This is a genomic window from Microcoleus sp. T3_D1, from assembly GCF_036700405.1.
Lineage (GTDB): Bacteria > Cyanobacteriota > Cyanobacteriia > Cyanobacteriales > Microcoleaceae > Microcoleus.
In genome coordinates, this window is record NZ_JAUBOV010000094.1 from 1 (window position 1) to 25,916 (window position 25,916).

General features: G+C 45.6%; 25 protein-coding genes and 2 rRNA genes. 14 read left to right on the forward strand and 13 right to left on the reverse strand.

Features of this window, described 5'->3' with window-relative positions:
- The first annotated feature begins 179 nt into the window (after positions 1-179).
- On the forward strand, positions 180-656 hold the full coding sequence (locus QT992_RS28875) for a GxxExxY protein (RefSeq protein ID WP_333101980.1): 477 nt from the start codon (positions 180-182) through the stop codon (positions 654-656).
- A 114-nt stretch (positions 657-770) separates the two neighbouring features.
- Here QT992_RS28875 and QT992_RS28880 read toward each other — a convergent pair whose 3' ends face one another.
- Together QT992_RS28880 and QT992_RS28885 are read right to left on the reverse strand one after the other, a co-directional pair.
- Positions 771-1,502, reverse strand: coding sequence for a WecB/TagA/CpsF family glycosyltransferase (locus QT992_RS28880; RefSeq protein ID WP_333315625.1), 732 nt, complete (start codon positions 1,500-1,502; stop codon positions 771-773).
- 207 nt (positions 1,503-1,709) lie between these two features.
- Positions 1,710-1,847: a hypothetical protein gene (locus QT992_RS28885; RefSeq protein ID WP_333038037.1), complete on the reverse strand. Its 138-nt coding sequence runs from the start codon at positions 1,845-1,847 to the stop codon at positions 1,710-1,712.
- Positions 1,848-1,958: 111 nt separating this feature from the next.
- On the opposite strand from QT992_RS28885, the gene QT992_RS28890 reads away from it, so the two are divergent.
- From QT992_RS28890 to QT992_RS28905, 4 genes are all read left to right on the forward strand, one after another.
- Positions 1,959-5,168, forward strand: a complete 3,210-nt coding sequence (locus tag QT992_RS28890) for a glycoside hydrolase family 15 protein (RefSeq protein ID WP_333315623.1) — start codon at positions 1,959-1,961, stop codon at positions 5,166-5,168.
- Positions 5,169-5,300: 132 nt separating this feature from the next.
- Complete coding sequence (locus QT992_RS28895; protein WP_333339908.1) at positions 5,301-6,140, forward strand: TdeIII family type II restriction endonuclease; 840 nt, start codon at positions 5,301-5,303, stop codon at positions 6,138-6,140.
- Between the two features lie 49 nt (positions 6,141-6,189).
- Positions 6,190-7,365 (forward strand): DNA cytosine methyltransferase, encoded by a 1,176-nt coding sequence (locus QT992_RS28900; protein WP_333339905.1) that lies wholly within the window; start codon positions 6,190-6,192, stop codon positions 7,363-7,365.
- Positions 7,366-7,399: 34 nt separating this feature from the next.
- Positions 7,400-8,350, forward strand: coding sequence for a PmeII family type II restriction endonuclease (locus QT992_RS28905; RefSeq protein ID WP_333339902.1), 951 nt, complete (start codon positions 7,400-7,402; stop codon positions 8,348-8,350).
- Between the two features lie 45 nt (positions 8,351-8,395).
- On the opposite strand, the gene hisB is transcribed toward QT992_RS28905, so the two are convergent.
- Together hisB and fabI are read right to left on the reverse strand one after the other, a co-directional pair.
- A complete protein-coding gene (gene hisB, locus QT992_RS28910) occupies positions 8,396-9,034 on the reverse strand; it encodes an imidazoleglycerol-phosphate dehydratase HisB (RefSeq protein ID WP_333339942.1) in 639 nt (212 codons plus the stop codon).
- Between the two features lie 408 nt (positions 9,035-9,442).
- A complete protein-coding gene (fabI, locus tag QT992_RS28915; RefSeq protein WP_006634022.1) occupies positions 9,443-10,219 on the reverse strand; it encodes an enoyl-ACP reductase FabI in 777 nt (258 codons plus the stop codon).
- A gap of 329 nt (positions 10,220-10,548) precedes the next feature.
- On the opposite strand from fabI, the gene ntcA reads away from it, so the two are divergent.
- From ntcA to QT992_RS28935, 4 genes are all read left to right on the forward strand, one after another.
- Positions 10,549-11,214: a global nitrogen regulator NtcA gene (ntcA, locus tag QT992_RS28920; protein ID WP_006634020.1), complete on the forward strand. Its 666-nt coding sequence runs from the start codon at positions 10,549-10,551 to the stop codon at positions 11,212-11,214.
- Positions 11,215-11,291: 77 nt separating this feature from the next.
- Positions 11,292-12,980 carry a DUF3084 domain-containing protein gene (locus QT992_RS28925; RefSeq protein ID WP_333339899.1) on the forward strand — a complete coding sequence of 563 codons (1,689 nt, stop codon included), beginning with the start codon at positions 11,292-11,294 and terminating at the stop codon, positions 12,978-12,980.
- Between the two features lie 364 nt (positions 12,981-13,344).
- A complete protein-coding gene (locus tag QT992_RS28930) occupies positions 13,345-14,472 on the forward strand; it encodes a formylglycine-generating enzyme family protein (RefSeq protein WP_333339896.1) in 1,128 nt (375 codons plus the stop codon).
- A gap of 492 nt (positions 14,473-14,964) precedes the next feature.
- The gene (locus QT992_RS28935) at positions 14,965-15,375 is read left to right on the forward strand and encodes a pre-16S rRNA-processing nuclease YqgF (protein WP_333339891.1); all 411 of its coding nucleotides are present in this window, start codon (positions 14,965-14,967) and stop codon (positions 15,373-15,375) included.
- A gap of 79 nt (positions 15,376-15,454) precedes the next feature.
- Here QT992_RS28935 and QT992_RS28940 read toward each other — a convergent pair whose 3' ends face one another.
- From QT992_RS28940 to sufR, 9 genes are all read right to left on the reverse strand, one after another.
- Positions 15,455-16,054 (reverse strand): hypothetical protein, encoded by a 600-nt coding sequence (locus tag QT992_RS28940; protein WP_332944556.1) that lies wholly within the window; start codon positions 16,052-16,054, stop codon positions 15,455-15,457.
- 139 nt (positions 16,055-16,193) lie between these two features.
- The gene (locus QT992_RS28945; protein WP_333315609.1) at positions 16,194-16,640 is read right to left on the reverse strand and encodes a hypothetical protein; all 447 of its coding nucleotides are present in this window, start codon (positions 16,638-16,640) and stop codon (positions 16,194-16,196) included.
- A 437-nt stretch (positions 16,641-17,077) separates the two neighbouring features.
- A complete protein-coding gene (locus tag QT992_RS28950) occupies positions 17,078-17,296 on the reverse strand; it encodes a DUF2283 domain-containing protein (protein WP_106332875.1) in 219 nt (72 codons plus the stop codon).
- Between the two features lie 11 nt (positions 17,297-17,307).
- Entirely contained in the window at positions 17,308-17,562 is a 255-nt protein-coding gene (locus QT992_RS28955; RefSeq protein WP_333322365.1) for a DUF4258 domain-containing protein, read from the reverse strand.
- A gap of 323 nt (positions 17,563-17,885) precedes the next feature.
- Positions 17,886-18,002, reverse strand: a 5S ribosomal RNA gene (gene rrf, locus QT992_RS28960).
- Between the two features lie 208 nt (positions 18,003-18,210).
- Positions 18,211-18,417 carry a hypothetical protein gene (locus QT992_RS28965; RefSeq protein ID WP_333378331.1) on the reverse strand — a complete coding sequence of 69 codons (207 nt, stop codon included), beginning with the start codon at positions 18,415-18,417 and terminating at the stop codon, positions 18,211-18,213.
- A 132-nt stretch (positions 18,418-18,549) separates the two neighbouring features.
- Positions 18,550-18,666 (reverse strand): 5S ribosomal RNA (gene rrf / locus QT992_RS28970).
- 207 nt (positions 18,667-18,873) lie between these two features.
- Positions 18,874-19,281 carry a hypothetical protein gene (locus QT992_RS28975; RefSeq protein WP_333378334.1) on the reverse strand — a complete coding sequence of 136 codons (408 nt, stop codon included), beginning with the start codon at positions 19,279-19,281 and terminating at the stop codon, positions 18,874-18,876.
- 107 nt (positions 19,282-19,388) lie between these two features.
- Positions 19,389-20,096, reverse strand: coding sequence for an iron-sulfur cluster biosynthesis transcriptional regulator SufR (gene sufR / locus QT992_RS28980; protein WP_333378337.1), 708 nt, complete (start codon positions 20,094-20,096; stop codon positions 19,389-19,391).
- A 186-nt stretch (positions 20,097-20,282) separates the two neighbouring features.
- On the opposite strand from sufR, the gene sufB reads away from it, so the two are divergent.
- From sufB to QT992_RS29005, 5 genes are all read left to right on the forward strand, one after another.
- Positions 20,283-21,722: a Fe-S cluster assembly protein SufB gene (gene sufB, locus QT992_RS28985; RefSeq protein WP_333322359.1), complete on the forward strand. Its 1,440-nt coding sequence runs from the start codon at positions 20,283-20,285 to the stop codon at positions 21,720-21,722.
- A gap of 284 nt (positions 21,723-22,006) precedes the next feature.
- A complete protein-coding gene (sufC, locus tag QT992_RS28990) occupies positions 22,007-22,798 on the forward strand; it encodes a Fe-S cluster assembly ATPase SufC (protein WP_333322357.1) in 792 nt (263 codons plus the stop codon).
- Entirely contained in the window at positions 22,795-24,138 is a 1,344-nt protein-coding gene (sufD, locus tag QT992_RS28995; protein WP_333378339.1) for a Fe-S cluster assembly protein SufD, read from the forward strand. Before sufC ends, sufD begins: the two co-directional genes overlap by 4 nt.
- 157 nt (positions 24,139-24,295) lie before the next feature.
- Positions 24,296-25,558 (forward strand): SufS family cysteine desulfurase, encoded by a 1,263-nt coding sequence (locus QT992_RS29000; RefSeq protein WP_333342850.1) that lies wholly within the window; start codon positions 24,296-24,298, stop codon positions 25,556-25,558.
- Between the two features lie 134 nt (positions 25,559-25,692).
- Positions 25,693-25,848 carry a hypothetical protein gene (locus QT992_RS29005; protein WP_333342851.1) on the forward strand — a complete coding sequence of 52 codons (156 nt, stop codon included), beginning with the start codon at positions 25,693-25,695 and terminating at the stop codon, positions 25,846-25,848.
- Positions 25,849-25,916: the final 68 nt, after the last annotated feature.

Genomic DNA, 25,916 nt, shown 5'->3' on the forward strand with positions numbered 1-25,916 from the left:
GGAGGATAGCCAAATTAGCCAATTAGCTAAACCTCAGACGAGTCAAACCATCCGTGTATCCGTGTCAAAATCCGTGTAGTGCAGTGCTTTCCAGAAAAAAATTTTTTCTGTCTGGGTGAATTTTTTGGGTGCTATGCCAAAATAAGGAAAAAAGCATCTCAACAATTGGACAGAAAAAAATGAGCGAAAAGATTCAGGCTCCACATGAAGACCTAACTTATCGGATCATAGGTGCAGGTATGGCCGTTCACAGACAGCTTGGGCCAGGTTACAAAGAAGCAATTTATCAGGAAAAACTCGAACAACAACTGACAAAAGAGGGAATCGGTTTTGAGCCACAAAAAAACCTTCCCGTTTACTACAACGAGCAATTACTTGGTTTGTACATTCCAGATTTTATTATTGAAAACAAAGTTATTCTGGAAATCAAAGCCTTCGCTACACTTCATAAAAAGTATTTGGGACAAGTCATTACTTACTTGAATCACACGGCTTTACCAATTGGTTTATTAATGAATTTTGGTGACAGAAGACTACTATCGCGACGTGTATTTCCCTCACCTCAAGCTACTGAGTTTCGCGACAACCATCAGTGGATATTTGTCCCTGACTGGCTGAAAGCTCAAAAACGAAGTCAAGAAGAGACTCCGTTTTAAAGCCAGATTGCGCTAATCAGTGGCAAATAGTAAGATGATTCTATTCATTCGTGTATCCGTGTAAAAATCCGTGTCGCGATCCGTGTAGAAATCAGTGTCGTGCTTACACCTAACTTACCCTCGAAAATCCCCCAAAGCTTTCAAGGCAAATTGCGGCAAAGCCAACATCCTGCGCCACCGCCAAGGTTCTTGATAAAGCCGATACAACCATTCTAAATGATTGTCGCAAAACCAAGCCGGCGCGCGGGTTTTTGTCCCCGCCCAAATATCTAAACTGCCGCCTACTCCCACCCAAATCGAATCAGGACAAAGGTGTCGGTGTTCGGCAATCCAAAATTCTTGGCGCGGCACTCCCAAGCCTACAAAAATCAGTTTGGGCTGCATTTGTTTGAGGCTTTCACGGAAGTCTTTCTCTTCATCTGCGGAAAGATAACCGTGTTGAGAAGCAATTGACAATCCGTTAACTTTTTGCTGCCAAGTTTTGGCCGCCGCAGCCGCCACTCCTGGGGAACCTCCAAAGAAAAATAGTGGTTCCGAATCAGGCAATTTTCCGGCTTGTTGCAGCAGCGATTCTGCTAATTCAATCCCCGGATAGCGCTGGGCCGGTTTGCCACGCAGCCGCAAGTACAGCACCACTCCCGAACCGTCGGGAATCACGAGTTCCGCTTTGCGGATTACATCCGCTAATGTCTGATTTTGCTCGGCTTGCATGGCCATTTCAGCATTCAAAGTCACCACATGACTTCCTAACCCTTGATGCAGACGCTCCATCAGCCAACCTGCATAATCATCTAATATGTGAACTGGTAGTCCCAGCACTGAAAATTGCGGCTGCGATCGATCCATATTTTTTTCTTTGAGATTCCTACACACCTAGTTATTTAAATTAGCTTAGATTGGCGATCGCCGCTAGACCAGTTTTGGTCGCAAAAAAGCCGATTTGTGCCACCCAGAGTCTGTTAAGTCATCGTTCGGTGGCCTAGAAACCGGTTTTTTTGTAAGCGACGGGTCGCGCAAGTTCATTAGAGTTTGCCAGCCAAGTGCGATCGAGCATTAGCGTTCGATTTTTTTGACAGAGCCGTCGGCGTACCATTCCATCGGTACTAGCTCAATTTTACCATTAATTTTCACTGTAGAGTAGACAACTTTCACGAAAGGAACGCTGTTGTTATTGTGGTTTTGGGTAGACATGGCAATTACCTTCTTGTGTTTGGATAACTTGAGAAATAATCTAATCTCTGATATATTTAAAAGTCTATTCACCCCAAATCTACTCGCATCAGGAAAAACAAGGAAAACGAAATGGCGATCGCAAAAAACCAGCGGCAAACCAGGTTAGATTATTACTACGAGCAAATCAAAACAATCATCCTCAAGCGCCAGAACCCAATTACAGGTTTGCTGCCGGCGAGTACCGCCGTTAACGCTCACGGCGACTACACCGATGCCTGGGTGCGCGACAACGTGTACAGCATTCTCGCGGTTTGGGGTTTGGGTTTAGCTTACCGCAAAATTGATGGCGATCGGGGCAGGACTTTTGAACTCGAACACAGCACAGTCAAACTGATGCGCGGCTTGCTGTTTGCGATGATGCAGCAATCGAGCAAAGTAGAACATTTTAAAAATACTCAGTCGCCGCTAGATGCGCTGCACGCTAAATACAATACTCAAACGGGAAGTATTGTTGTCGGGGATGACCAGTGGGGACATTTACAGTTAGACGCTACATCTATATTCTTATTAATTCTTGCTCAAATGACGGCTTCCGGGCTGCACGTAATTTTTACAATAGATGAAGTCAATTTCGTGCAAAATTTAGTTTACTACATCGGTCGAGCCTACCGCACGCCGGATTACGGCATTTGGGAAAGAGGTCATAAAATCAATCGAGGCAATGCAGAATTGAACGCCAGTTCAGTTGGCATGGCTAAAGCCGCGCTGGAAGCAATAAATGGGTTGGATTTGTTCGGAATTAAAGGCTCTCAAGCATCGGTAATTCACGTTTTGCCAGACGAAATTGCCAGAAGTCGCATAACTTTGGAATCGCTTTTGCCTCGCGAATCTAGCTCAAAAGAAGTAGATGCCGCTTTATTGAGCGTGATTAGTTTTCCGGCTTTTGCTGTTGAAGATCGAGAATTAATAGAACGGACTCGAAATAAGATTATTGACAAATTGCAAGGAAATTACGGCTGCAAGCGGTTTCTGCGCGACGGACACCAAACAGTGTTGGAAGATGCCGATCGCCTGCACTACGAACCCACAGAATTAAGGCAGTTCGAGCACATTGAATGCGAGTGGCCGCTATTTTTCACTTATTTATTCTTGGACGGCCTATTTCAGGGAAATCAAGCTCAAGTGCAAGAGTACCAGCAGCGTTTGGAATCTCTAGCAGTCGATCGCTCTGGTTTCCCGCTACTACCCGAATTGTACTACGTCCCCGCCGAAAATATAGAAGCAGAAAAGCGAAATCCCCGCAGCCAGCAGCGCTTACCCAATGAAAATATTCCCCTAGTTTGGGCGCAAAGTTTGTATTTTCTCGGTCAATTGCTAAATGAAGGATTAATCGCAGTGGGCGATATCGACCCGCTGGGAAGGCACCTGTCAGTGGGCCCGCACAGAGAACCTTTAGTGCAAATTGCACTGTTAGCTGAAGACGAAGATTTGCAAGCAGAATTAGCTGCTAACGGCATTGCGGCACAAACCCCAAAACAGGTAGAACCAATTCAAGTCCGCCAGACTAAAGAATTATCAGCTATTTACACGCAAATTGGACGCAACGACCAATTAGGTTTAAGTGGCCGCCCCGTGCGCCGTTTGCGGAGTTTAACAACTTCTCGGGTGTTTAAAATTCGCGAAGAGGCGATCGTATTTCTCCCCTCCTTTTTGAACAGACAAGAGTTTTACTTAACTTTAGATTACCATTTTTTAGTAGCTCAAATCAAGAGCGAAATAGCTCACATTCACCACCACTGGTATCAGTTGGGACGCCCTACGGTAACGCTGATGCTGACTCACACGATGCTGGAAACCGGCCGGGAAGCGTTGTTAGAATTAATGAAGGAATTCCGGGATGGACACTGTAACAACACGCCAGTTAAACTCGGAAATCTTAAGCAGTTAATGCTGACCGCTGGCACCGAAAGAATTGATTTCATGCACGATTTTGAATTTACCGAATCTCCGGTGACAGGTGCAGTAGAAACGCGCAGCTATCTAACTTACAATCCTGAAAAAACTTGGCCTTTGGGTCACACGCAAGAATTTAAATTAGAGTGCGAGACTAATACTCAATTTTTGCTAACTAGCCTGCGGGATTCAGAAAATTTGTACGAACAAATTGAGTTGCTGCACACGTTGGTTCGCCTCAAAGGATTGAATTTTGATACAGGATTTGGAGGTGCAGAAGAAACAGTTAAAGTTGTGGATTTGCTCAACGAAGTTTATACAAAAGCTGGAGAAAGTTCGCAATCAAAAATCCAATGGGCAGTCATCCGCCATGCCGCAGGTTTGCTGGACAAGGTTGATATCAGCTTGTCCGATGCGGTGACAGACATTTTGGTGCGGCAAAAACAGATTGCTGTGGGGAAAGCTTACAGCGAAGATTCGATAATTGCGAAACCGGGTTCTTATACGGAAGTGATGGACAAAATTCGCCAATTCTGTGGAGAAGACATTCGCGATCGAGTTCTAACTCAAGAAGTTCTCATTTACCTCGGCCTGCTAATTAAAGCCGAACCGCAGTTATTTAAAGGTTTGCTGACACTGAGAGTTAGCTACTTTATTTTGCTGCTGACTAGCGAGTTTGCTCGCGAATTGGGAGTTACCCAAAATGAAGCTTACGAACATTTAATGCAACTAAGTCCCTTTGAAATCAAAAATCGCCTGCGCCAAGTGTTGACAGAATACGAGGAAATGAATCAAATTCTCAAACAGCAAGAATCCCTGCGTGTCAAACAGCCGGAAAAAGATATTGAATGGGTAGTAGTGCCAGTTTCTGAAGAACCAACCATGCCTGGGGGAGGATGGCGGCGGAAGCGGCAGATGGAAGGTACTGTCAATCGCGTACCGAAGGATTTTTATCCGAGTGTTTGGGGACTGCTGCGGCACTGCAAAGGCTTGATAATTGGCGACAAATTAGAACGGCGCAATCGGTTAGATAGCCATATTATATTATCGGAAATGACCCCTGGTGAAAAGAATTTTGCGCTACAAATCGAGCATTTGCTGAATAAGATTGTCGCACCCGAATACCGACAAGTCAATATTGAGGCGCTGATGGAGTTGGCGGCGATCGCCCAGCGTAACCCAGATTTGCAAGTAGAAGAATACATCGTTTTAGATGTATTGGTCGGTCACGCGGTGCGGCTGAATTGGCAAGGAAAACACCCGGAAAGAGCGGGTAAATACGACGAAGATAAAGCGGCGGCTTGGCAAGCTTTTTACAATACTTCGCCTTACGTTTGCGCGAGTCATGTACTCGATGCTTTCCGATTCTTGACCCATTTTGGTTAGATCATTCGGCGGTTGAAACCGCAACTACACAAACGAAGTCCGCCTACGCGGACTAAGAAATAAGGGAGTAAGCTTGATTTTGTCTCACAGTTTTGTCACAAGTCTAGTCAACAGAATGTTTGCAGTAAAATAATGTCAGCTATTAGCTCAATTACACGCGCCATCATCAAAGCATACTTAGAAGTTTTCATCGAAAACCTTGTCAATCAATACAGAGGACGGCTAATAGCGAAACTTGATATTCCAGCAGCATATTTATCAGGCCAATCCTCTACAGAGCAATCCGAACTATTACAAACTGCGATCGTCCCGTCAGAGTTGCTACGGATTAACGAGTTTGAAAGAGGTTTCAGCAGCCGTTTGGGCACAACTTATGAAGAATGTGCAAAACTCATTGCTTTGGAACATCACCAAGAAGCAAGCAGAAGCTATGAAATTTCTGGCGAAGTTAGCATAGAGGCTATCCATGAAATTGAGCGTCAGATAGCGCTATTTGAGCAGTCAGCAGACAAAAATGCAAATAAACCTGCTTTTGAAGAAATGATAGAAGCTGTTCTTGAGGCTCAAAAAACTAACCATTTAGTTAGGCGATCCGTCAAAGCAGATTTGTACGTGCTATCCCGTGACGGGAGGAAATTTTTCTTTGAAATTAAAGGGTCAAAACCCAACAAAGGACAATGCTTGGAGGTAATTCAACGACTGCTGAGATATCATTTACTGTGCGGACTGTCTCGCCCCGATGCTCAATCTTATTATGCTATGGCTTACAATCCTTACGGGCCAAATCGTTCAGATTATCAATGGTCAGTGGCAAGGAAGTACACGCCCTTTGAACAAGCTGTCATTATGGGACATGAGTTTTGGAATATTATAGGGGGAGAGACTGCTTACGAAGAACTTTTGGATATATATCAAGAAGTGGGGCGGGAGAAGGGTAAGTATATGCTTGATGCTCTTGCTTTTGGATTTTAGTAAAGTACAATTTTCATTACAGCAATATCTAAGCTTGAGGCTTAAACGTGTGATTAAAAACAAACCGATAACTATTAGCCTCTTTGCTGGAGCCTACGGTTTAGATTTAGGTCTAGAAAAAGCAGGATTTCATACAGTAAGTTTAGTAGAAATCGAACCTGATGCTACCAAAACTATCTCTCTAAATCGTCCTCACTTATCCCCATGCGCTGTACCGAGAGATATTTGCGAAGTCAGCGCCCAAACTCTCTTAGAAGAAGGCGGACAAATCTTAGGTTTAGATAGGCCTCTGCGCGCTGATGAAGTAGATTTAGTGACTGGTGGCCCCCCGTGCCAACCTTTCAGCACAGCCGGAAAACGGGGGTCTGTTGGCGATCCGCGCGGTAGCTTATTTATGGATTTCATACGCATTGTTGACGAAATCAAACCGCGCTTTTTTATCATGGAAAATGTTAAGGGATTGCTGTCAGCTCCGCTTCGACATCGACCTCACGATCGCAGAGGTTTAGATTTCCCGCAATTAGAACCAGATGAGATGCCAGGTGCAGCTTTACAAGTGATTTTGGCAGAGATGAAACGCATTGGTTATGAAGTTGTGTATGACTTGCTCAATACTGCTGATTACGGCGTACCTCAAGTTAGAGAAAGAGTTATTTTTATTGGTTATAAAGGTAATGATTCAGTTACTTTGCCGCTCCCAAGTTACAGTCAGAAAGGTACTGGTAAAAAACCCAAATGGCTGACGCTAAGAGAAGGATTAAAAAATTTAGTAGATTCTCAACCAGAATTTGTCCCTTACTCAGAAAGTCGCGTCAAGTATTTGCGCCTGTTAACAGCCGGTCAAAACTGGAGGGATTTACCCAGCGAATTAAAGCAAGAAGCAATGGGAGGAGCTTATAAATCTGAAGGCGGTAAAGTGGGTTTTTATCGACGCTTAGCGTGGGAGAAACCGTCGCCTACTGTCACCACGAGTCCTCATCAAAAGGCTACAGATATGTGTCATCCCGATGAATTGCGTCCTTTGAGTGTAAGGGAGTGCGCCCGAATTCAGACGTTTCCAGACGATTGGGTTTTTTATGGATCAACTGCTTCTAAATATCGGCAAATTGGGAATGCAGTTCCGGTATTATTGGGAGAGGCGATCGGTAAGTACCTTTGTCAGGTAATTAAGGGCGATCAAGTTAGAGGAAGAGAAATAAGTCAACAGCTTTCTCTTTTCAGTTAACTAATATTTAAAAGAGAGTTGAGGAGAAATAAAAGTGTCAGAGCAACTTCATGAATTATTAGCATTTGTCTTAGAGAAAGAAATAGGATTGCCTGCCAGCAAGTCTCGCTCTTTCGCCAGTCACTTTGCGGAGTTAGAAGAATTTTTCAACTTAGAAGCCGCAACACTCAGAAACGGCATCAGCAGCATATCGGGCAAAAGAGCGATCAGATTTACTCCCGATGAGATTGAACGCATTTTAGCATTTATATCTTCAGGCAAGCTGTCGCTGCAACTTACTATCGCTGAAAATTTTTTAGCCAGTATTTGTCGAGATTTTACTGGGCGACAGCTAGTTATGGTTGAAAATCTAACTTTAGGGAAAATTCATCCCAACCCATTTTTAATTAGGGCGTTAAATCTGGACACTCCCGAAGAAGTTGTCCGGCTCAATGTTTATATGACTGCTACTAGGTCTATTGTCACTTCAATGGGATTTTTTATTCAAAAACTATTGATATCTTGCTCTGAAAGTGCAGAAAGTCCACCGGGCAAGTCAGGATGGGACGCAATTAAAACTACCAGTGATGGCGAGAAATGCTGGATACAGGTAAAAAGCGGCCCCAATGATATGGATAAAGACCAGATAGTATATTGGGCTGCCAAAATTGAGGAAAAAATTAACGAGGGCGATCGCGCTTATATTGGTATAGCTTACGGTAAAAGAACTAATAAAACTGTAACACTTGGTTTGCTGAAGCAAATTTTGCCCAATTCGGAAATGATCACTTTAATAGGTCGAGAACTGTGGGATTTTGTCAGTGAAGATACTCGCTATACTGTGAATCTGTTTGAAGTGTTGCGTCAGTCGGCTAGTCAAGTTTTAGCACAAAGTTCTATTGATGAAGCTATAGAAAGGTGTAGCGATCGAATCATCGCTGAATTTATCGGAAAGTACGGCGAGGGAAGTCAAGGTGTTTTTAACTATATAGCAGATATATTTTGATTTACAGGTTAGTAGTAGCGCCCAAACGCTACTACTAACCCCATACTACAAAACTCCTTTAGAACTCGGAATCCCACTGGCGCGCCGCGGATCGATTTCCACTGCCATCCGCAGAGCTCGCGCAAATGCTTTAAACGCCGCTTCTACAATGTGATGAGAATTCCCGCCCTGCAACTGTCGAATGTGCAGTGTCATTTGAGTGTGGTTCACCACGGCCGAAAAAAATTCTCTCACTAATTCGGTATCGTAAGTGCCGATCCGCTGGTTGGGAATTTCTAAGTTGTAACTTAAGTGAGGCCGTCCCGAAAAGTCTAGCACTACTTCAATTAAAGCTTCATCCAAAGGTGCGATGAAATGTCCGAAGCGAGAAATGCCCGATCGATCCCCGACAGCTTTTGCTAGGGCTTGGCCCAAGGTAATTCCCACATCTTCGTTCGTGTGGTGGTCGTCAATCTCCAAATCCCCGATCGCCTGCACATCCAAATCGATCAATCCGTGAGAAGCAATCTGGTGCAACATATGGTCTAAAAACGGAATCCCGGTAGACGCCTTGCACGTTCCCACACCGTCGAGATTGAGGCTGGCCGTGACATCCGTTTCTAGTGTCGTGCGTTTCACCAAGGCGGCCCTACCTGGTTGAACTGAAGTTGCAGGAGGCACAGAAGGGCGATCGATTATCTCCATAATTTGCAATGGGTCATTCATTAGTTATTGATAATTAGTAATTTGAGAACGGGATTTTTTTAGTGTTGAGTCTCAAGCGAGGGGCTGGTTCTGCATAGAACTGACATCAGACACCAATGTCAATCAAGGGATTTTTGGTGGGTGGGGGCGGGTTTATTTAACCTGTCTGTCACCGGAGAAAGTTTTTGGTGAACCCGCCCCGTAAGGTTCTTGAAAATGGTGCAAGAAGATGCGAGTGGGTGGGGGCGGGTTTATTTAACCTGTCTGTCACCGGAGAAAGTTTTTGGTGAACCCGCCCCGTAAGGTTCTTGAAAATGGTGCAAGAAGATGCGAGATAAAACTTACTTGTTAAAGTTAAAGTTTATGATCTCAACCCGCCCCTGAATAACTCAAAATTATCGAAAACTGTTACATTCCCATGATTTCGTAACCAGCATCGACATACAAAACTTGACCCGTAATCCCGCTAGCGAGATTGCTGCACAGAAAAGCCGCAGCATTTCCCACTTCCTGCTGAGTCACCGTCCGCCGCAGCGGCGCCACTTCCTCAACGTGGTGGATCATGTCCAGAATACCGCCAACTGCTGACGAGGCCAGAGTCCGAATCGGGCCAGAAGAAATCGCATTTACCCGAATATTTAACGGGCCGAGTTCAGCAGCCAGATAGCGAACATTCATTTCCAAAGCCGCCTTAGCAATTCCCATTACATTATAGTTAGGAACTACCCGAACGCCGCCCAAATAAGTCAGGGTCACAATACTGCCGCCCTCGGCCATCAGCGGTTTAGCAGCAGCACAAAGCCTCACCAGCGAATAAGCGCTAATATCCAAAGCATTGGAGAAACCTTGGCGCGAGGTGTTGGTGAAATCTCCTGACAGCTCGTCCTTGCCGGCAAAAGCCAGACAGTGGATCAGGACATCTAACTTGCCCCACTTGTCGGCGATGGTTTGAAAAGTAGACTCAATTTCGCTCTCGTCTTGGACATTGCAGGGCAAATACAGACTGGGATTGAGCGGTTCCACCAGTTCAGCGACTTTGCGCTCGTGCTTGCCTTTCTCGTCCTTCAAATAAGTTATGCCGAGGTTGGCCCCAGCTTTGTGGAGCTGCTGAGCGATGCCCCAGGCGATCGAGCGATTGTTGGCAATGCCCGTAACAAGAGCATTTTTTCCGGTCAAATCTATCATCTGTATTTCTTCTAGAAGCAACTTGCACCGTTCTCATTGGCTCTCTGCGACAACCCCGCCAGTTTAGACACAACTGATTCAGCTTTAACTGATTCAGACACAATTGAGACACAATTGAGACACAATTGATATTAATTTTGCTGTGGAGCTACATGGGGGCGGAATTGAAAAAGTTAAGAGAAGGGCTAGATTTAATCATACAGTGCGTGTTTACCTTAACATTAGATGGAAGTAACAGAATCGTTGGATATTGGAGGTTGGGCAGTATATTTACTCAATAAGGTTAATCGGCAAGTTATAAAGTATTGATTAGTACAAAGGATCTAGTCGTGACGCATGATAGACCGCTAGCAGCCGTGTTCCGCCAAATCAGCGGCGGGGCGTTTCCACCCATTGTGGAAACCTTTGAACGGGGCAAGACAATTTTTTTCCCTGGAGACCCGGCTGAGCGCGTCTACGTTCTCATTAGAGGTGCTGTGAAGCTCTCCAGGGTTTACGAAGCAGGTGAAGAAATTACAGTCGCCCTCCTGCGCGAAAATAGCGTATTTGGGGTGCTGTCTCTGATTACGGGACACCGATCGGACAGGTTTTACCACGCGGTAGCCTTTACGCCGGTGGAATTGATCTCGCTGCCGATCGAACAAGTCGAGAAAGCGCTCAAGGAAGACCCGGAACTGTCGATGGTGATGCTGCGGGGACTGTCGTCTCGGATTTTGCAAACCGAGATGATGATCGAAACGCTGGCCCACCGAGATATGGGTTCGAGACTCGTCAGCTTTTTGCTGATTCTGTGCCGAGATTTTGGCGTGCCCGGTACAGAGGGGATTACGATAGATTTGAAGCTGTCCCACCAAGCGATCGCCGAGGCGATCGGTTCGACACGGGTAACTGTAACTCGTTTGCTGGGGGATCTCAGACAAGAAACCATGATCTCGATCCACAAGAAAAAGATCACAGTCCACAACCCGGTCGCCCTAAGCCAGCAATTCACTTGATGCCGAGAAAGTATAGGATTTTGGATTTTGGATTTTAGATTCCATCCAAAATCCAAAATCCAAAATTTAAAATCGGAATGACTGCTGGATACATCCTGGTATTTGTAATTTTAGTGTTGGGGGGTGTGATCGCCACTGTCAGCGATCGCCTTGGGACGAAAGTCGGCAAGGCAAGGTTGAGCTTATTCAAACTTCGCCCCCGCGATACTGCGGTTGTTGTGACAGTGATGGCCGGCAGCATCCTGTCAGCAATTACTCTGGGCATTTTGTTTGCTACTAGCAAGCCGCTGCGAACCGGAGTTTTTAGAATAGACGAGATTCAAAAAAGGCTCAACAACGCCCGCCGAGAAATCAACCAGGCCACTGAAGAAAAAAATCGAGTTGAAACTGAATTAGCTCAAGCCAGAGCCGCTCAAGCGCAAGCTAGAGCCAATTTAGAGCAAATTAATCAATCCCTCCAAGCAGCTAATGCCGAGCAAGCTCGGACGCAAACAAAATTAAACTCGCTGCGGGCCCAGCTCAACAGCGTGCAAGCAGCCAAGTCTAAAACTGAAGAGCAGTTAAGTCAGGTAGAAGCGGCTAAATCTCAGACTGAAGAACAGCTCAGCAGTGTGGAAGCAGCTAAATCCCGCACCGAAGAACAATTGAAACTGGTTGAAACGATTCGATCGACTACACAAGCTCAGCTCGATCGCACCGAGAACCAATTGAAAACAGTTTCTGCTCAAAAAACGACTTTAGGCTCGGAAATCGCCCAACTGCAAGAAGAGCGCCAACAGTTAATCGAGCAGCGAGAGCAGGTAAAAACTCAAATTGCCCAGCGCGATCGAGAAATTGCCAAGCGAGACGCAGAAATTGCCCAGCGGGACAAGGAAATTGTCGATCGCAACGAACTAATTGCCCAGCGAGACAAGGAAATTGCCCAGCGAATGCAAAATCTCGCCGAGCGCGATCGAACAATTGTCGAGCGCGACAAAGTAATTGCCGAGAGGGAAGCACTCCTAGAAACCTTGGCACAGCAACAAGCCCAACTCGAACAGCAACAAACTGTCTTGCAGCAACAAGTGCAAATTTTGGAACGCGACTTTCAGGCAATCCGCGAGGGTACAGTTGCCATCAGGCGCGGTCAAATTTTAGCTGCTGGCGTCGTTCGCATTATCGAACCCGGTATGGCAAGTGGCGCGATCGATCGACTTTTGCAAGAAGCAAATAAAACCACCGTCGGACTCATGCAGCCGGAAAATACCAAGGTTAGGGACCAGGTTATTCAAATTACTAAAGCAGAAATCGATCAACTAATTAGTCAGATTAAAGACGGTCAAGACTACGTGGTGCGGATTGTTGCCGGCGCTAATTACCTGCGGGAAGAAAAGCTAATTAAGGTATTTGCAGAAGCAGAAATCAATCGAGTTGTGTTCCGGGCTGGAGATGTGATTGCAGGGGTTGCTGTCGATCCGGTGACTTTGACCGACGAACAGGTGCGGCAGCAGTTGCTGCAATTGATAGAAGCTTGTCAATTTCGCGCTCGCCTGATCGGCGTTGTCGGCGGTAGAGTTCAAGTGGCCGACAATCAGGTTGAAACTTTAGCTGGTTTTATCGAGCGCTTGCAGCAGTACGATAAACCGCTGGATGTTCAGGCGATCGCTGCAGATGTCACTTACATCGCCGGCCCGCTTAAAATAGATTTAGTTGCTCTTGAAAACGGAGTCGTTGTTTTTCGCACCGGACAACAACCACCGGGCGGCCCAGATGTGAAAGTTAAATAATAAGTGCGATCGAGTTATCGAATTATTGCAAAAAATTTGGGCGATAGAATTACAATTTTGCTTGACTTTTTCGCGCCCTTGACATATCATTTAATCATGGAAATCCGTGCCGCCATATATATAGCAATCGTAGGGTGCGTCGCCACCAAAAATCTGGAAGCACCACCAACAATCTCACAGCGACGCACCATACCCAATTAGTAGGGTGTGTCGCCACCAAAAATCTGGAAGCACCACCAATAATCTAACAGCGACGCACCGCACCGCTAAGAGAGCAAAGTAGAGAAACTAAGAATCGAACTCTGAGATATTGGCATCACACAACAAAATTTTGCTCAATTAAAATGCAGGAGCGTGCGGTGTAATGTCAGACAATCAAAATGAACCCAGAGAATACGATGCCGTCCGTGGCGGTCAAAATCCTCCTCCCATAGATGCTGCGGTACTCGGAGGCATACCCGGTGTTAAAAGCCGCTTAGCCTCACCCATTGTCGAAGTGAGAATCGCCGCCCTCTCTGAAGCACTGAAATATGGAGAAGCAGGTTTAGATTTGATAATTCAAGCATTGCAGGATGAATCGATGCAGGTGAAATTCGCTGCCTATTTACTCCTGAAAGATAGAGATGATTTAAAGACTAAACCTCCGTTTCAAGACTATCTCCCTGTATTTGAATTTGATGTCATCACAGTCGATGCCTATGGAAAAGAAAACAGTCGTAGAAAGTCTTCTGCTCATTACTTCAGAGAAGACTTAGGTAATGGAGTTGTGCTCGAAATGGTTTACATTCCCGGAGGCACATTTATGATGGGTTCGCCAACAACAGAGGCAGGTAGCGGGCATCACGAACGTCCGCAGCATCAAGTAACTATACCAACTTTTTATATAGGAAAATACCCCATCACTCAAGAACAGTGGGAAGCAGTGACGGGATATAACCCATCGGAATTTCGAGGTGCGAAACGACCTGTAGAAAAAGTAAGTTGGGGGGCTGTGCGCTCTTTCTGTCAGCAGTTGTCGGAGAAAACAGGGAAAAACTATAACTTGCCGAGTGAGGCCGAATGGGAATATGCTTGTCGAGCCGGTACGACAACAGCTTTTCACTTCGGGGAAACTATTACTCCAGATTTAGTGAATTATCAGGGCTATTATCCTTACGCTTCTGCGCCGAAAGGACTTGACCGCCGAGAAACTACTCCGGTGGGAAGTTTTCCCCCAAATGGGTTTGGCTTGTACGATATGCACGGCAATGTTTGGGAATTGTGTAAGGATTACTGGCATGATAACTACGATGGCGCACCCTCTTTCGGTAGCGCTTGGGACACAAGCGGTTCTCCTAATCAAGTGCGTCGTGGAGGTTCGTGGGACTACGATGCGGTCGATTGCCGTGCTGCCAACCGATCCTACACTCTTGGGGGCTACGTGAACAGGAATAATTTGGGTTTTCGCGTTGCTGCTTTGCTGCGGATTCCGGTTTTCTCCTCTTCCCTGTGAGGACTCTTCTTTGCCCTTTATCCTGTTTCCCTTTGCACTATTTCATCTTTCCCCTTTTGCGTGCGTCAGCGCGCTTTAATTTTTTTTTGCACTCATCTTTGCACGCGATTCAAAATAGTAGGGTGCGTCGCCATCTGCAATTTGCAAATCAAATCGACAATTTCATAGCGACGCACCGCCTGCACAGGGGTGAGAGAAACCGGGTTTTTGCGCGGGGAGTCAAAGAAACCGGGTTTTTTCGATAAATTAAAACGGGAAGTAAAGATTATGGCAAAAACCCGGTTTCTGATTTTAGGCATTATATGGTCGCACGGATTCCCATGATGATATAATATGTCAATCCTGCAAAAAAGTCAAGCAAAATAAGTGCGATCGCCCGCAAAGATTTTGAGACATTCAAGAATGCAAGTATCAGATTAGATATAGGTTGGTGATGGGTTTCCTCGACTACAACAGCGCAACTACAAACTTATTAACTCAGAACTAATAAATATGATTTTAGGTTTCGATCCAGGTAAAGACAAGTGCGGTATCGCCGTCATGAGTACAGATAACAATGTCTCCTACCATCAAGTTGTACCCTCCGAGAGTGCAATTTCTACTATTCAATCTTTGTGCGAACAGTTTCCCATTGAGTTATTGGTAATCGGAGATCAAACGACTTCTAAGAGTTGGAAACAAAAATTGACGCAGAGTTTGTCGCCTGCGCTCAAAATTGTTCGGGTGGACGAGAGGTACAGCAGTTTAGAAGCCAAGGAACGCTACTGGCAAATGTACCCTCCGACTGGACTTTCGCGCTTGATTCCCCAGGGGATGCGGACTCCGCCGCGGCCAGTGGACGATATTGTGGCGATCGTCCTAATTGAAAGATATTTGAACAAACAGTTGACAGTTGACAGTTGACAGCGAGGTTTTCAAGCAAGTTCTAAAAACTTTGGGTTTCGTGGGAAATCCTATTTTTTACTGAATTAGTTAAATCTAGCTAATCTTGTTGAACCATCCACACCAAGAATCCTAAAATCGTTTCCACGGGAAGCAGTGGATAATCGGTAAGGTCGATCGTCACTGTTGTTCCTGAAAGCTTGAGAAAACGCCATTGAGTGCCGCTGCTGATACAACCGTAAATAGTGGCGATCGGGTGTTCTGCTGCTTCGTTAAAGCGCTGTGCCGCTACCATTTCAGCAATACATTGACCGATACCTTCGTTCAGATCGGCTTTTTTTGCTTCCACAACTACGATCGCGGGTGCTTCTACGGTAAGCTGTTCGGGCGATCGGCTAATTAAAAAATCCACGTATCCGGTGAGATCGCAACTGGGGTCAACATTGAATTCCCGTCCCGAAAATAAACTGATTTGGCGGTTCATCAAGCGCCGGACTTCTTGCAAAACTGGGTAGACAATGGCTTCCGATCTGGCTTTTTCTGAACCAACTGCGATCGTCCAAGGCAAATCTTCTAATTCGCTACTCAATCTCGGACTGGGATTAATTGATTCTACCTCTGGAAAAAACCGAGTTTCCTCCACGATAGTTAACTGAAAGTCTTTTTTAGCTCTAGTAATTGTGAATTGACTGTAAGGCATAATCCGATAGCTCTTTTGATAATACAGACTTTTATTCTTATAATTATGCCTAACTTTGAAATAATCTGCAATTTGTTTGAGTTCAGCTAATAAAATGTACCCTAAATTAATCCGATCGATCGTTGAATAACACTTAGTGCTACTTAATGACAGCTTCGGTCAAAATTACCTTACCATTCTGGCGGACTTGCAGGCGATCGGGGTTAATCGAGTAGATAATATTGCCGTTAGTCGCTTCATAACTTCCGTCATCACCTGCTGTTACTTGCATGACATTGATTTGGGTGCCATTTATTTTGCTGACGCCGCGGTAAAAAATATCGCCTTCCTGGGTTTTGCAAATGTATATAGAAAAGTTGGCCGTTGCGAAAAATTGCACCATTTGGGCCCTCGGACATCCCTCAACTTGAGCAATTTGCAGCGGTTGATTATTGCCCAAAGTGTTGGGTGCGATCGCCCGAACTGGGTCAATCGGTTGATTTAGTGCAGTTGCTTCTGCTGAGGCGGTCAAAAAGCCTATCGCACTAATCCCCGCCATAACTAGAACTACTCCTTTAATGCCCTTAACTCTATCTTTACAAAACATCTTGTCACTCCTGGTTTTAACTATATAATTACATCTTAAGCGATCCTTGCTGGATATTAATAATATTTAATCTCAGAGGTGAGGTGCGCCGGGAGTACGGTACACCCTACGTTTAAGTAAAATGTTTCCTACGCACCCTACGCCAGTGAAAATACATAAGTATGTCAATGCGATCGCAGGAAAGCAATCTCTTGTATTTATGACATTTTTAAGATTTTATGACTTGTTCACGCTGATCTGAGAAACCGGGTTTCTTCATATATTTCTCGTTACTAAGGATCGCGAATTAAATAACTTACAATTTTAATTGTTATTGTGGGATGGGCGTCCCGCCCGTCCAAAAATGACGGGCGGGACGCCCATCCCACAAACTTGTGGAAGTTATTTAATTCTCATTCCTTACTTATATTTACACAGGTAGCGATTGCTTTCCCTATTTAAGCTACAGTAAAAGCTATATTTTCTAGCACTACATTAGGTACATTTCCACTACCTAAAACCTGTGTAGCATCTAAAACTTCTATCCCTACCAATAACTCATTTTCGCCAATATTTAAAGCAATTTCGTCAGTTAACTGTAAAGTGCGACACTGATGCTTACCTTCTACAAGCCTAATGTAGAGAGCATCAATTTCGGAATCATAACTAATCTTCATAAACTTTTACCTCAAAAATAAAATGTATACACTGTGATAACAACTAACTCAGTATCAGTCTCGGCAACAATCGGTACTACTTTCTTGAGAGAATAGAACTTCTCCTGCCAATCATTATTATACTGAAAAGTAGCTTGATATTTGTACCTACCATTTTTAGCAAGTTGTCGATTACCTGTCATAATGGTATCAATAATTTCGGCTTCATTGGTACCTCTTTCAATCGCTTGTTCCTGGGCATGATTAGTTAGTCTAATAGGTTTCACTCTTTCTTGTCCAATAAATTAAAATTTTAAATTCCTAATTCACATGGATATTTACAGTTTCCATGCTCTTAAAAAACTAAGTCCATAAACTAACTTTAGTCCAAGGCGGATGGTTGTGCAAGAGCTAGTTCATGAGCGATGCTTGCAGGAGATGATACCAAATCCTGATTTAATAACCTCTTTATTCTTTAGTCCCCGGAGGCGGACTTCGTTTGTTTCGTAGCGGTTTCAACCGCCGAACCCTAAAGCAAATGACTAATAACTCCCCAAAAAACTAAAGCCCTTTTCCGTTGTTGTGGGAAAAGAGCTTTAATTTATTATTAACCTGGCACTGAGCTATTTTACCGGGCAGTGACCCGCCGAGTATCTTCGCCATAGCAACGTTTAACAACCGAGTTCGGGATGGATCGGAGTGGTTCCATTACATCATAAGCACCAGGAAAGCTTTGAAAACTTTTAATCCTGTGTCTGCGTTTAGCTTAATTCTAAGCTTGATGCGCTGCATCTCTTTCGCTCGACTTAATTACCTTATCAAGTTTCCCCCTCTCTGTCAACCCCTTTGTCAAAAGTTTTTTTCGAGCGCCCGAAACCGCTGGAATTATCGGGGTTTGAGGCCGGGTTTGGGCGTGCGACCGATCGACCTTTAACTCACAAATCCAAAAACGCCGCCTCGGTTCCCTGTTCTGTGGGAATCTTCCCGTCCTTCACAAACCACGCCACGACCTGCTTAACTGTTAATTGTTCGATCGCGCTTTCAGATTCTGTGGCAATTTGCCTCAAATGCCGCAAAGACGCCACCACCAAATTCGTAAAAAAGTTTTCCTTTCCTCGCATCAAGTTCGATCGACCCAACATCTGTTCCTAGCCGAGAATATTGAGATTTCTACAAATGGCCCAAGACTTGCTGTTGTGTAGATGCCTAATAACTCCCCAAAAAACTAAAGCCCTTTTCCGTTGTTGCGGGAAAAGAGCTTTAATTTATTATTAACCTGGCACTGAGCTATTTTACCGGGCAGTGACCCGCCGAGTATCTTCGCCATAGCAACGTTTAACAACCGAGTTCGGGATGGATCGGAGTGGTTCCATTACATCATAAGCACCAGGAAAGCTTTGAAAACTTTTAATCCTGTGTCTGCATTAAGCTTGAGCTAAGTTTGATGCGCTGCATCTCTTTCGCTCGACTTAATTACCTTATCAAGTTTTCCCCAGGCTGTCAACCCCTTTGTCAAAACTTTTTTTAGATCGCCCGAAACCGCTGGAATTATCGGGGTTTGAGGCAGAGTTTGGGGGTGCGACCGATCGACCTTTAACTCACAAATCCAAAAAAGCCGCCTCGGTTCCCTGCTCTCTGCGAATCTTCCCGTCCTTCACAAACCACGCCACGACCTGCTTAACTGTTAATTGTTCGATCGGGCTTTCAGATTCTGTCGCAATTTGCCTCAAAGGCCGCAAAGACGCAATTACCAAATTCGTAAAAAAGTTTTCAAAACTCGCATCAAGTTCGATCGACCCTTTAATACTCTCATCATTCTTAATCCAATCCATCACCTGCCCATTAGTCACCTCAGCCACCGGCTTCCCAGTCTCCCCAGCAATTTGCTTGAGCACCCTCAAAGCATAAATTGCCAGCCGCGCCGAAAACTTTTCCTTCGACGACAGCAGCGCCATATCAACTTCGGCACACTCTTCCGGCTTTAAAAAATCTGCTAGCGGTTCCATATATTAAAAATTGGTAATTGCTAATCGGTAATCGGTAATTGGTAATCCCTGACATCCGTGACATCCCTTACACTCATCCGTTGTCGAACTTCCATGCGTGACATCCCTTAAATCCCGTACATTGCCTGTTGCCGAACTTCTTCCTTCCTTCTGGCAATCAAATAACCGCAGCGGTGTTCCCCATCAATAATCCAGTGAGTTCGCTCCACAATACAATCCGGCAAAACCGCTGCAAACATTTCCAACTCATTACCGCAGACACTCGGAAAAGTTTCAGCAACATTAGAAATCGCGCAATTGTGTTCCATCAACACAAATCGATCGCCCAAACCAGCGCGATCGCAGATCCCAACCTCTACCGATTCTACAGGATAACACTCAGCCATATAGCCTTCAGCCCTGCGGAGTTCCATTAACTTAGTCACCCGCTCTTGCAGCGAACCCGCACCCACCAGCCGCCGATACTCCGTAGCCTTGCGCTGCCACTGTTTTTGCAAGATAGTAATCACTTGCTCGCGGCCGACGGTTTCCGCCAACGTATCCAGAAAAGAGACTGCAAAATCACCGTAACGATTCGGGAATCGATCGCGCCCCTGACTGGTAAGCTCATAAATGTGCTGCGGCCGCCCCATCCCAGCCTGAACCGACTGATACTGAATCAGCCCCTCCGCTTCCAAATCCTTCAAGTGACGGCGAATCGCCTGCGGGCTCATATCCAAAGACTCCGCCAACTCAAGAGCCGTCCCCTGCCCCCCCTTGAGCAAATATTGCAGGATGTCTTGTTTCGTGGAAGTCTGCTGAGTAGTCTCCATCATCTTCACAAAAAATTATTAATTTGACTTTGACAATATCACTGTTGTTAATGTAGCTTAAAATATACTAAAGCAACAAACCCGTTGTTTAACTTCCCCTTGCAGCCCCCAGAACTCGCCGGGCCCCCGACAGTTCCGCGTCTGCCATCTTTGAGAGACATATCCAGAACACTCGAAAGCGCAAAATTAATGAGCTCTACAGTCACAACCCTAGTCAACCAGCCCTACAAATACGGCTTCGTCACCGACATCGAGTCAGACACCATCCCCCGCGGCTTAAGCGAAGATGTAGTCCGCCTGATTTCCGCCAAGAAAAACGAACCGGAATTCATGCTGGAATTCCGCCTCAAAGCATACCGCAAGTGGCTGACAATGACCGAGCCCACCTGGCCTCACGTCAACTATCCCGCGATCGACTACCAACAAATTATCTACTATTCCGCCCCCAAACAAAAGCCCAAAAAGCTCAACAGTTTGGACGAAGTAGACCCGACACTCCTAGAAACCTTCGAGAAACTCGGCATTCCCCTCTCCGAACAAAAACGGCTGGGAAATGTCGCCGTCGATGCCGTTTTCGACAGCGTTTCAATTGCCACAACATTTAGAGAAAAGTTAGCCAAAGATGGTGTTATTTTCTGTTCCATTTCAGAAGCCGTCAAAGATTATCCCGAACTAATAGAAAAATATCTTGGCAGCGTCGTACCAGTCGGCGACAACTTTTTCGCAGCCCTCAACTCCGCCGTATTCAGCGACGGTTCCTTTGTTTACATTCCCAAAGGCGTCAAATGCCCGATGGAATTGTCAACCTATTTCCGCATCAACAACGGAGATTCCGGCCAGTTCGAGCGCACACTAATTGTCGCAGAAGAAAACAGTTCTGTGTCTTACCTAGAAGGCTGCACCGCGCCGATGTTTGACACCAACCAACTGCACGCCGCCGTCGTGGAATTGGTAACAATGGACAATGCCGACATCAAATACTCCACAGTGCAAAACTGGTACGCTGGCGACGCCAACGGCAAAGGCGGCATTTACAACTTCGTGACGAAACGGGGTTTGTGTCAAGGAGTCAATTCTAAGATTTCTTGGACGCAGGTAGAAACCGGTTCCGCGATTACTTGGAAATATCCCAGTTGCGTGTTAGTCGGCGACAACTCAGTAGGCGAATTCTACTCAGTAGCGCTGACAAACAACAAGCAGCAAGCTGACACCGGCACCAAAATGATCCACATTGGTAAAAATACTCGCAGCACGATTATCTCTAAGGGAATTTCGGCGGGTAATTCATCCAACAGCTATCGCGGCTTAGTGAAAATGGGGCCTAACTCTAAAGGCTCTCGCAATTACTCTCAGTGCGATTCGATGCTGATTGGGGATAACGCTCAAGCGAATACTTTCCCTTATATTCAAGTGCAGAACCACACTGCTAAAGTGGAACACGAAGCTTCTACTTCTAAGATTGGGGAAGAGCAATTGTTCTTCTTCGCACAGCGGGGAATTTCCGCAGAAAATGCTATTTCGATGATGATTAGCGGTTTCTGTAAAGATGTTTTCAATCAGTTACCGATGGAATTTGCGGCGGAAGCTGATAAGCTGTTGAGTCTGAAGCTGGAAGGAAGTGTCGGATAATTTTTGTGGGCGATAAACCCTTCCATGCCGAGTCCATCGGTGACAACTTAAGCTCCCCGTCCGCCAGGGAATGAATTCCACGGGGCTTTTAGCTAAACTCCTCTAAACAGGACTAATGAGTTTAAAAATTTTCTTCTCAGTCCTCTTCAGAGGACTTTAGCTTTGAGACAGGGAATTCATTCCCTGGCGGACTATCGGTTTAACGTTAAATTGTCACCACTGGGTACAGCCTAGCAACGAGAAGAAAAAACTGTAAAGTGCATTGAGGAAAAGGACAAAAATAGATGATTGTAGAAAATAGTCAAGTGGTGCTATCCGTCCGCGATTTAACTGCGAATGTGGAAGATACCCAAATCCTTAAGGGTTTGAATCTGGAAATTAAATCGGGTGAAATTCACGCGATTATGGGCCCGAACGGTTCGGGAAAAAGCACTTTATCCAAGATATTAGCGGGTCATCCTGCTTATACGGTAACGGGCGGAGAAGTGACATTTTTGGGTCAAAATTTGCTGGAATTAGCGCCGGAAGAACGCTCTTTAGCTGGGGTGTTCCTAGCTTTCCAATATCCTTTAGAAATTCCTGGCGTTAGCAATCTGGATTTCTTGCGCGTGGCTTACAATGCTCACCGCAAACATCGCGGGTTGGAAGAATTGGATGCTTTTGACTTCCAAGATTTAATCGAGGAAAAGCTGGATATTGTCAAGATGAATGATTCTTTTTTAGGCCGCAGCGTTAATGAGGGTTTTTCCGGCGGTGAGAAAAAGCGGAATGAAATTTTGCAAATGGCGTTGTTGGAACCGAAGTTAGCTATTTTGGACGAGACTGATTCGGGTTTGGATATCGATGCTCTTAAGATAGTCGCCGGCGGTGTGAATCAGTTGTCAACTGCTGAGAATTCGATGTTGGTGATTACTCACTATCAGCGGTTGCTGAATTACATTATTCCTGATTTTATTCACGTCATGGAAGCGGGCAGAATTATCTTGACTGGCCCGAAAGAGTTGGCGCTGGAATTGGAAGAGCGCGGTTATGACTGGGTTGTGGAAGAGGAAGCAGCAGGAGTAGGCGCGCGATGATGAATACGCAAGTTGCTAGTAGGGAAATGTTTTTGACTGATTTGGTTAATCAGTGCGGCAATTTGGAGGTTGCTAATAGCAAAAGTGCGGCTTACGGGTTGCAGGATTTGCGGGAGGCGGCGAGGGAATACGTGCTTGCTTCGAGTTTTCCGACGGTGAGGGATGAAGAATGGCGCTTTACTGATTTGTCGTCGGTGTTGCAAATTCCTTTTCATATACCGCAGAGCAATCAGTCAAAAGTTAAGCTGGCTGATATCATTATGCCAGTGAAAAATAGGGATGATTTACCATTAAGATTGGTATTTGTCAACGGTTTTTATGCGCCGGATTTGTCAACGGTGGAGTCGTTGGTTTTGCCGAATTTGCCGCTCGACTTTTACGCAGGTAATCTATCCAATGTACCCGAAAAATATCAAGGGCGCATCAGCGATGTTTTGAGCAAGCACAGACAGCAAACCGAGGTATTTACGGCGCTGAATACTGCGGGTTTGGCGGACTCTGCGGTGGTGTTCGTGCCGGCCAATATGTCGATCGAACTTCCGATTCACTTGCTGTTCCTGACAGCGCCTGGTGCATCTCCCACGATGTCTCAGCCGCACTGCTTGGTCATAGCTGAGCCTGGAAGCAATGTCACGCTGGTTGAGGATTACGCAACTATCGGTAATGTACCAGCCTTTACTAATGCTGTGACGGATGTTGTTGTCGGCGAAAACGCCACTGTGAATCACGTTCGGCTGCAGCGGGAAGGTGGGGAAGTTGTTCATATCGGCAAAAGTGCGATCGAACAATCTCGCAACAGCCGTTACACTTGCCATGCTATCAGCTTGGGAGGCAAAATATCGCGGCACAATTTAGAAGTTTTTCAGCGCGGCGAAGCCACAGAAACAACTTTAAACGGCTTAACCGTAGCCTTTGGCGAACAGTTATCAGACACTCACAGTGTAATCGATTTCAATCACCCCCACGGTACAAGCCGCCAACTTCACAAGTGCATTGTCGGCAACAAAGCTCGCGCTGTATTTAACGGCAAAGTTTTCGTTCGCAAAGCCGCACAATTGACAGATGCCGGACAATTGAGCCGAAACTTGTTGCTGTCGCCGAGAGCCCGCGTAGACACCAAACCGCAGTTGGAAATTGTCGCCGACAACGTTAAATGTTCCCACGGTGCAACTGTCAGCCAGTTAGAAGATGATGAACTTTTCTACTTGCAAAGTCGCGGTTTGGATTTAGAAAGAAGCCGCTATTTGCTAATCGATGCTTTTGCGGCGGAAATGCTCAATCAATTACCGATTCTTGGGGTGGCGAAAATGCTTTCTACCTGCATGGCGATCCAAGCATAACTCATAAAGATGAGGACACAGCACTGCTGTGTCCCTACCACATCTTGCACCATTTTTAACAGCCTGTAGGGGCGGGTTTCACGAATAATAATTGCCTAAAACCAACAATCTCGTAAACCCGCCCCCACCCAACGACAAATCACTAACTTCAAAAATTATGACACTTATTCAAGAAAAAACCCTCGCATCAAAAGTTCGCGGCGACTTCCCTATTTTGAATGAAAAAGTAAATGGCAAACCGCTAGTTTATTTAGACAATGCAGCTACTTCTCAAAAACCCCTAGCTGTCATCAATGCTTGGCGCGACTACTACGAGAAATACAATGCAAACGTCCACCGCGGCGCTCACACTCTCAGCGCCAAAGCGACTGATGCTTACGAAGGTGCCAGAGACAAAGTTGCGGCGTTTGTAAATGCCGCGTCGCGGCAAGAAATTGTTTACACTCGCAACGCCACCGAAGCGATTAATTTGGTTGCTTATTCTTGGGGTTTGAGCAATCTGCAAGCCGGAGATGAAATTATCCTGTCGGTAATGGAACACCACAGCAATCTCGTTCCCTGGCAAATGATTGCTCAAAGAACCGGTGCAGTGCTGAAGTTTGTGGAGTTAACCGAAACTAACGAGTTTGATTTGGAACAGTTTAAAACCCTGATTTCCCATAAAACTAAGTTGGTTTCAACCGTTCACGTTTCTAATACTTTAGGCTGCATCAGTCCAGTCAAAGAAATCTGCAAAATTGCCCACAGTTTCGGCGCAAGAGTTTTAATTGATGCTTGCCAAAGCGTGCCGCACATGATAGTAGACGTGCAAGCAATTGATTGCGATTGGCTGGTTGCTTCCGGTCACAAAATGTGCGCTCCCACCGGCATCGGTTTTCTGTACGGTAAACTGGACTTGCTGAGAGAAATGCCTCCGTTTTTCGGCGGCGGCGAGATGATTGCTGACGTGTTTCTCGATTATTCCACCTATGCCGATTTGCCGCACAAATTTGAGGCCGGCACCCCTGCAATCGGAGAGGCGATCGCCCTTGGTGCAGCAATCGATTATCTTAGTAACATTGGCATGGATAAGATTCACGCTTGCGAAGCTGAATTGACTGCTTATCTGTTCCAACAATTGCGGCAAATTCCCGAAATCAAAATTTACGGGCCACAACCAGACAGCAACGGCGAAGGTAGGGCAGCTTTGGCGGCATTTACTGCGGGAGAAATTCACCCTCAAGACTTGTCTACCATGTTAGACCAGGAGGGAGTCGCGATTCGTTCCGGGCATCACTGTACGCAAGCTTTGCACCGCTATTTGAACGTTTCATCTACGGCGCGGGCGAGTTTGTATTTTTACAATACTCGCGAGGAGATTGATGTGTTTGTGAAAGCGTTGAAAGAGACGATCGACTTTTTTGCTGGGATTATGGGATAATTTGGTGGGTGATGGTGCGCGGGTAGAAATTGAGAAGCGATCGCCCTTTTTTTTACCGCAGATGCAGGCGGATAGACGCTGATGAACGCGGATGAAGAAGAGAGCGATCGCACTCCAAATATAATCAGGCGATAATGTTTGTATTAAACCTATCAGCAGAAAATTGGGTTGACAACCAGGATGAAGGTGACTTAATAGAAAGTCCTACTTGGAGTCAAATAGAACAAGCCATTCGCGAGTTAAATGGGAAAACTAAAACTTTAGTTACCTTGGGTGCAGATGCAGGGTAAGAGCATCTCAATTAGGCTTGACACAAGGACTCAGAAGAATCTAATGTAGGGTCAAGAAAACAAGAAAA

Coding starts and splice junctions, on each gene's coding strand:
- QT992_RS28880 (WP_333315625.1), bottom strand. CDS start 1,502: ATGGATCGATCGCAGCCGCAATTTTCAGTGCTGGGACTACCAGTTCAC.
- QT992_RS28965 (WP_333378331.1), bottom strand. CDS start 18,417: ATGTTGGGTCGATCGAACTTGATGCGAGGAAAGGAAAACTTTTTTACG.
- sufB (WP_333322359.1), top strand. CDS start 20,283: ATGAGCTCTACAGTCACAACCCTAGTCAACCAGCCCTACAAATACGGC.
- QT992_RS28890 (WP_333315623.1), top strand. CDS start 1,959: ATGGCGATCGCAAAAAACCAGCGGCAAACCAGGTTAGATTATTACTAC.
- QT992_RS28930 (WP_333339896.1), top strand. CDS start 13,345: ATGTCAGACAATCAAAATGAACCCAGAGAATACGATGCCGTCCGTGGC.
- QT992_RS29000 (WP_333342850.1), top strand. CDS start 24,296: ATGACACTTATTCAAGAAAAAACCCTCGCATCAAAAGTTCGCGGCGAC.
- QT992_RS29005 (WP_333342851.1), top strand. CDS start 25,693: ATGTTTGTATTAAACCTATCAGCAGAAAATTGGGTTGACAACCAGGAT.
- QT992_RS28895 (WP_333339908.1), top strand. CDS start 5,301: ATGTCAGCTATTAGCTCAATTACACGCGCCATCATCAAAGCATACTTA.
- sufD (WP_333378339.1), top strand. CDS start 22,795: ATGATGAATACGCAAGTTGCTAGTAGGGAAATGTTTTTGACTGATTTG.
- sufC (WP_333322357.1), top strand. CDS start 22,007: ATGATTGTAGAAAATAGTCAAGTGGTGCTATCCGTCCGCGATTTAACT.
- QT992_RS28925 (WP_333339899.1), top strand. CDS start 11,292: ATGACTGCTGGATACATCCTGGTATTTGTAATTTTAGTGTTGGGGGGT.
- QT992_RS28875 (WP_333101980.1), top strand. CDS start 180: ATGAGCGAAAAGATTCAGGCTCCACATGAAGACCTAACTTATCGGATC.
- QT992_RS28975 (WP_333378334.1), bottom strand. CDS start 19,281: ATGGAACCGCTAGCAGATTTTTTAAAGCCGGAAGAGTGTGCCGAAGTT.
- sufR (WP_333378337.1), bottom strand. CDS start 20,096: ATGATGGAGACTACTCAGCAGACTTCCACGAAACAAGACATCCTGCAA.
- QT992_RS28885 (WP_333038037.1), bottom strand. CDS start 1,847: ATGTCTACCCAAAACCACAATAACAACAGCGTTCCTTTCGTGAAAGTT.
- QT992_RS28945 (WP_333315609.1), bottom strand. CDS start 16,640: ATGTTTTGTAAAGATAGAGTTAAGGGCATTAAAGGAGTAGTTCTAGTT.
- hisB (WP_333339942.1), bottom strand. CDS start 9,034: ATGGAGATAATCGATCGCCCTTCTGTGCCTCCTGCAACTTCAGTTCAA.
- fabI (WP_006634022.1), bottom strand. CDS start 10,219: ATGATAGATTTGACCGGAAAAAATGCTCTTGTTACGGGCATTGCCAAC.
- QT992_RS28935 (WP_333339891.1), top strand. CDS start 14,965: ATGATTTTAGGTTTCGATCCAGGTAAAGACAAGTGCGGTATCGCCGTC.
- QT992_RS28940 (WP_332944556.1), bottom strand. CDS start 16,054: ATGCCTTACAGTCAATTCACAATTACTAGAGCTAAAAAAGACTTTCAG.
- QT992_RS28950 (WP_106332875.1), bottom strand. CDS start 17,296: ATGAAGATTAGTTATGATTCCGAAATTGATGCTCTCTACATTAGGCTT.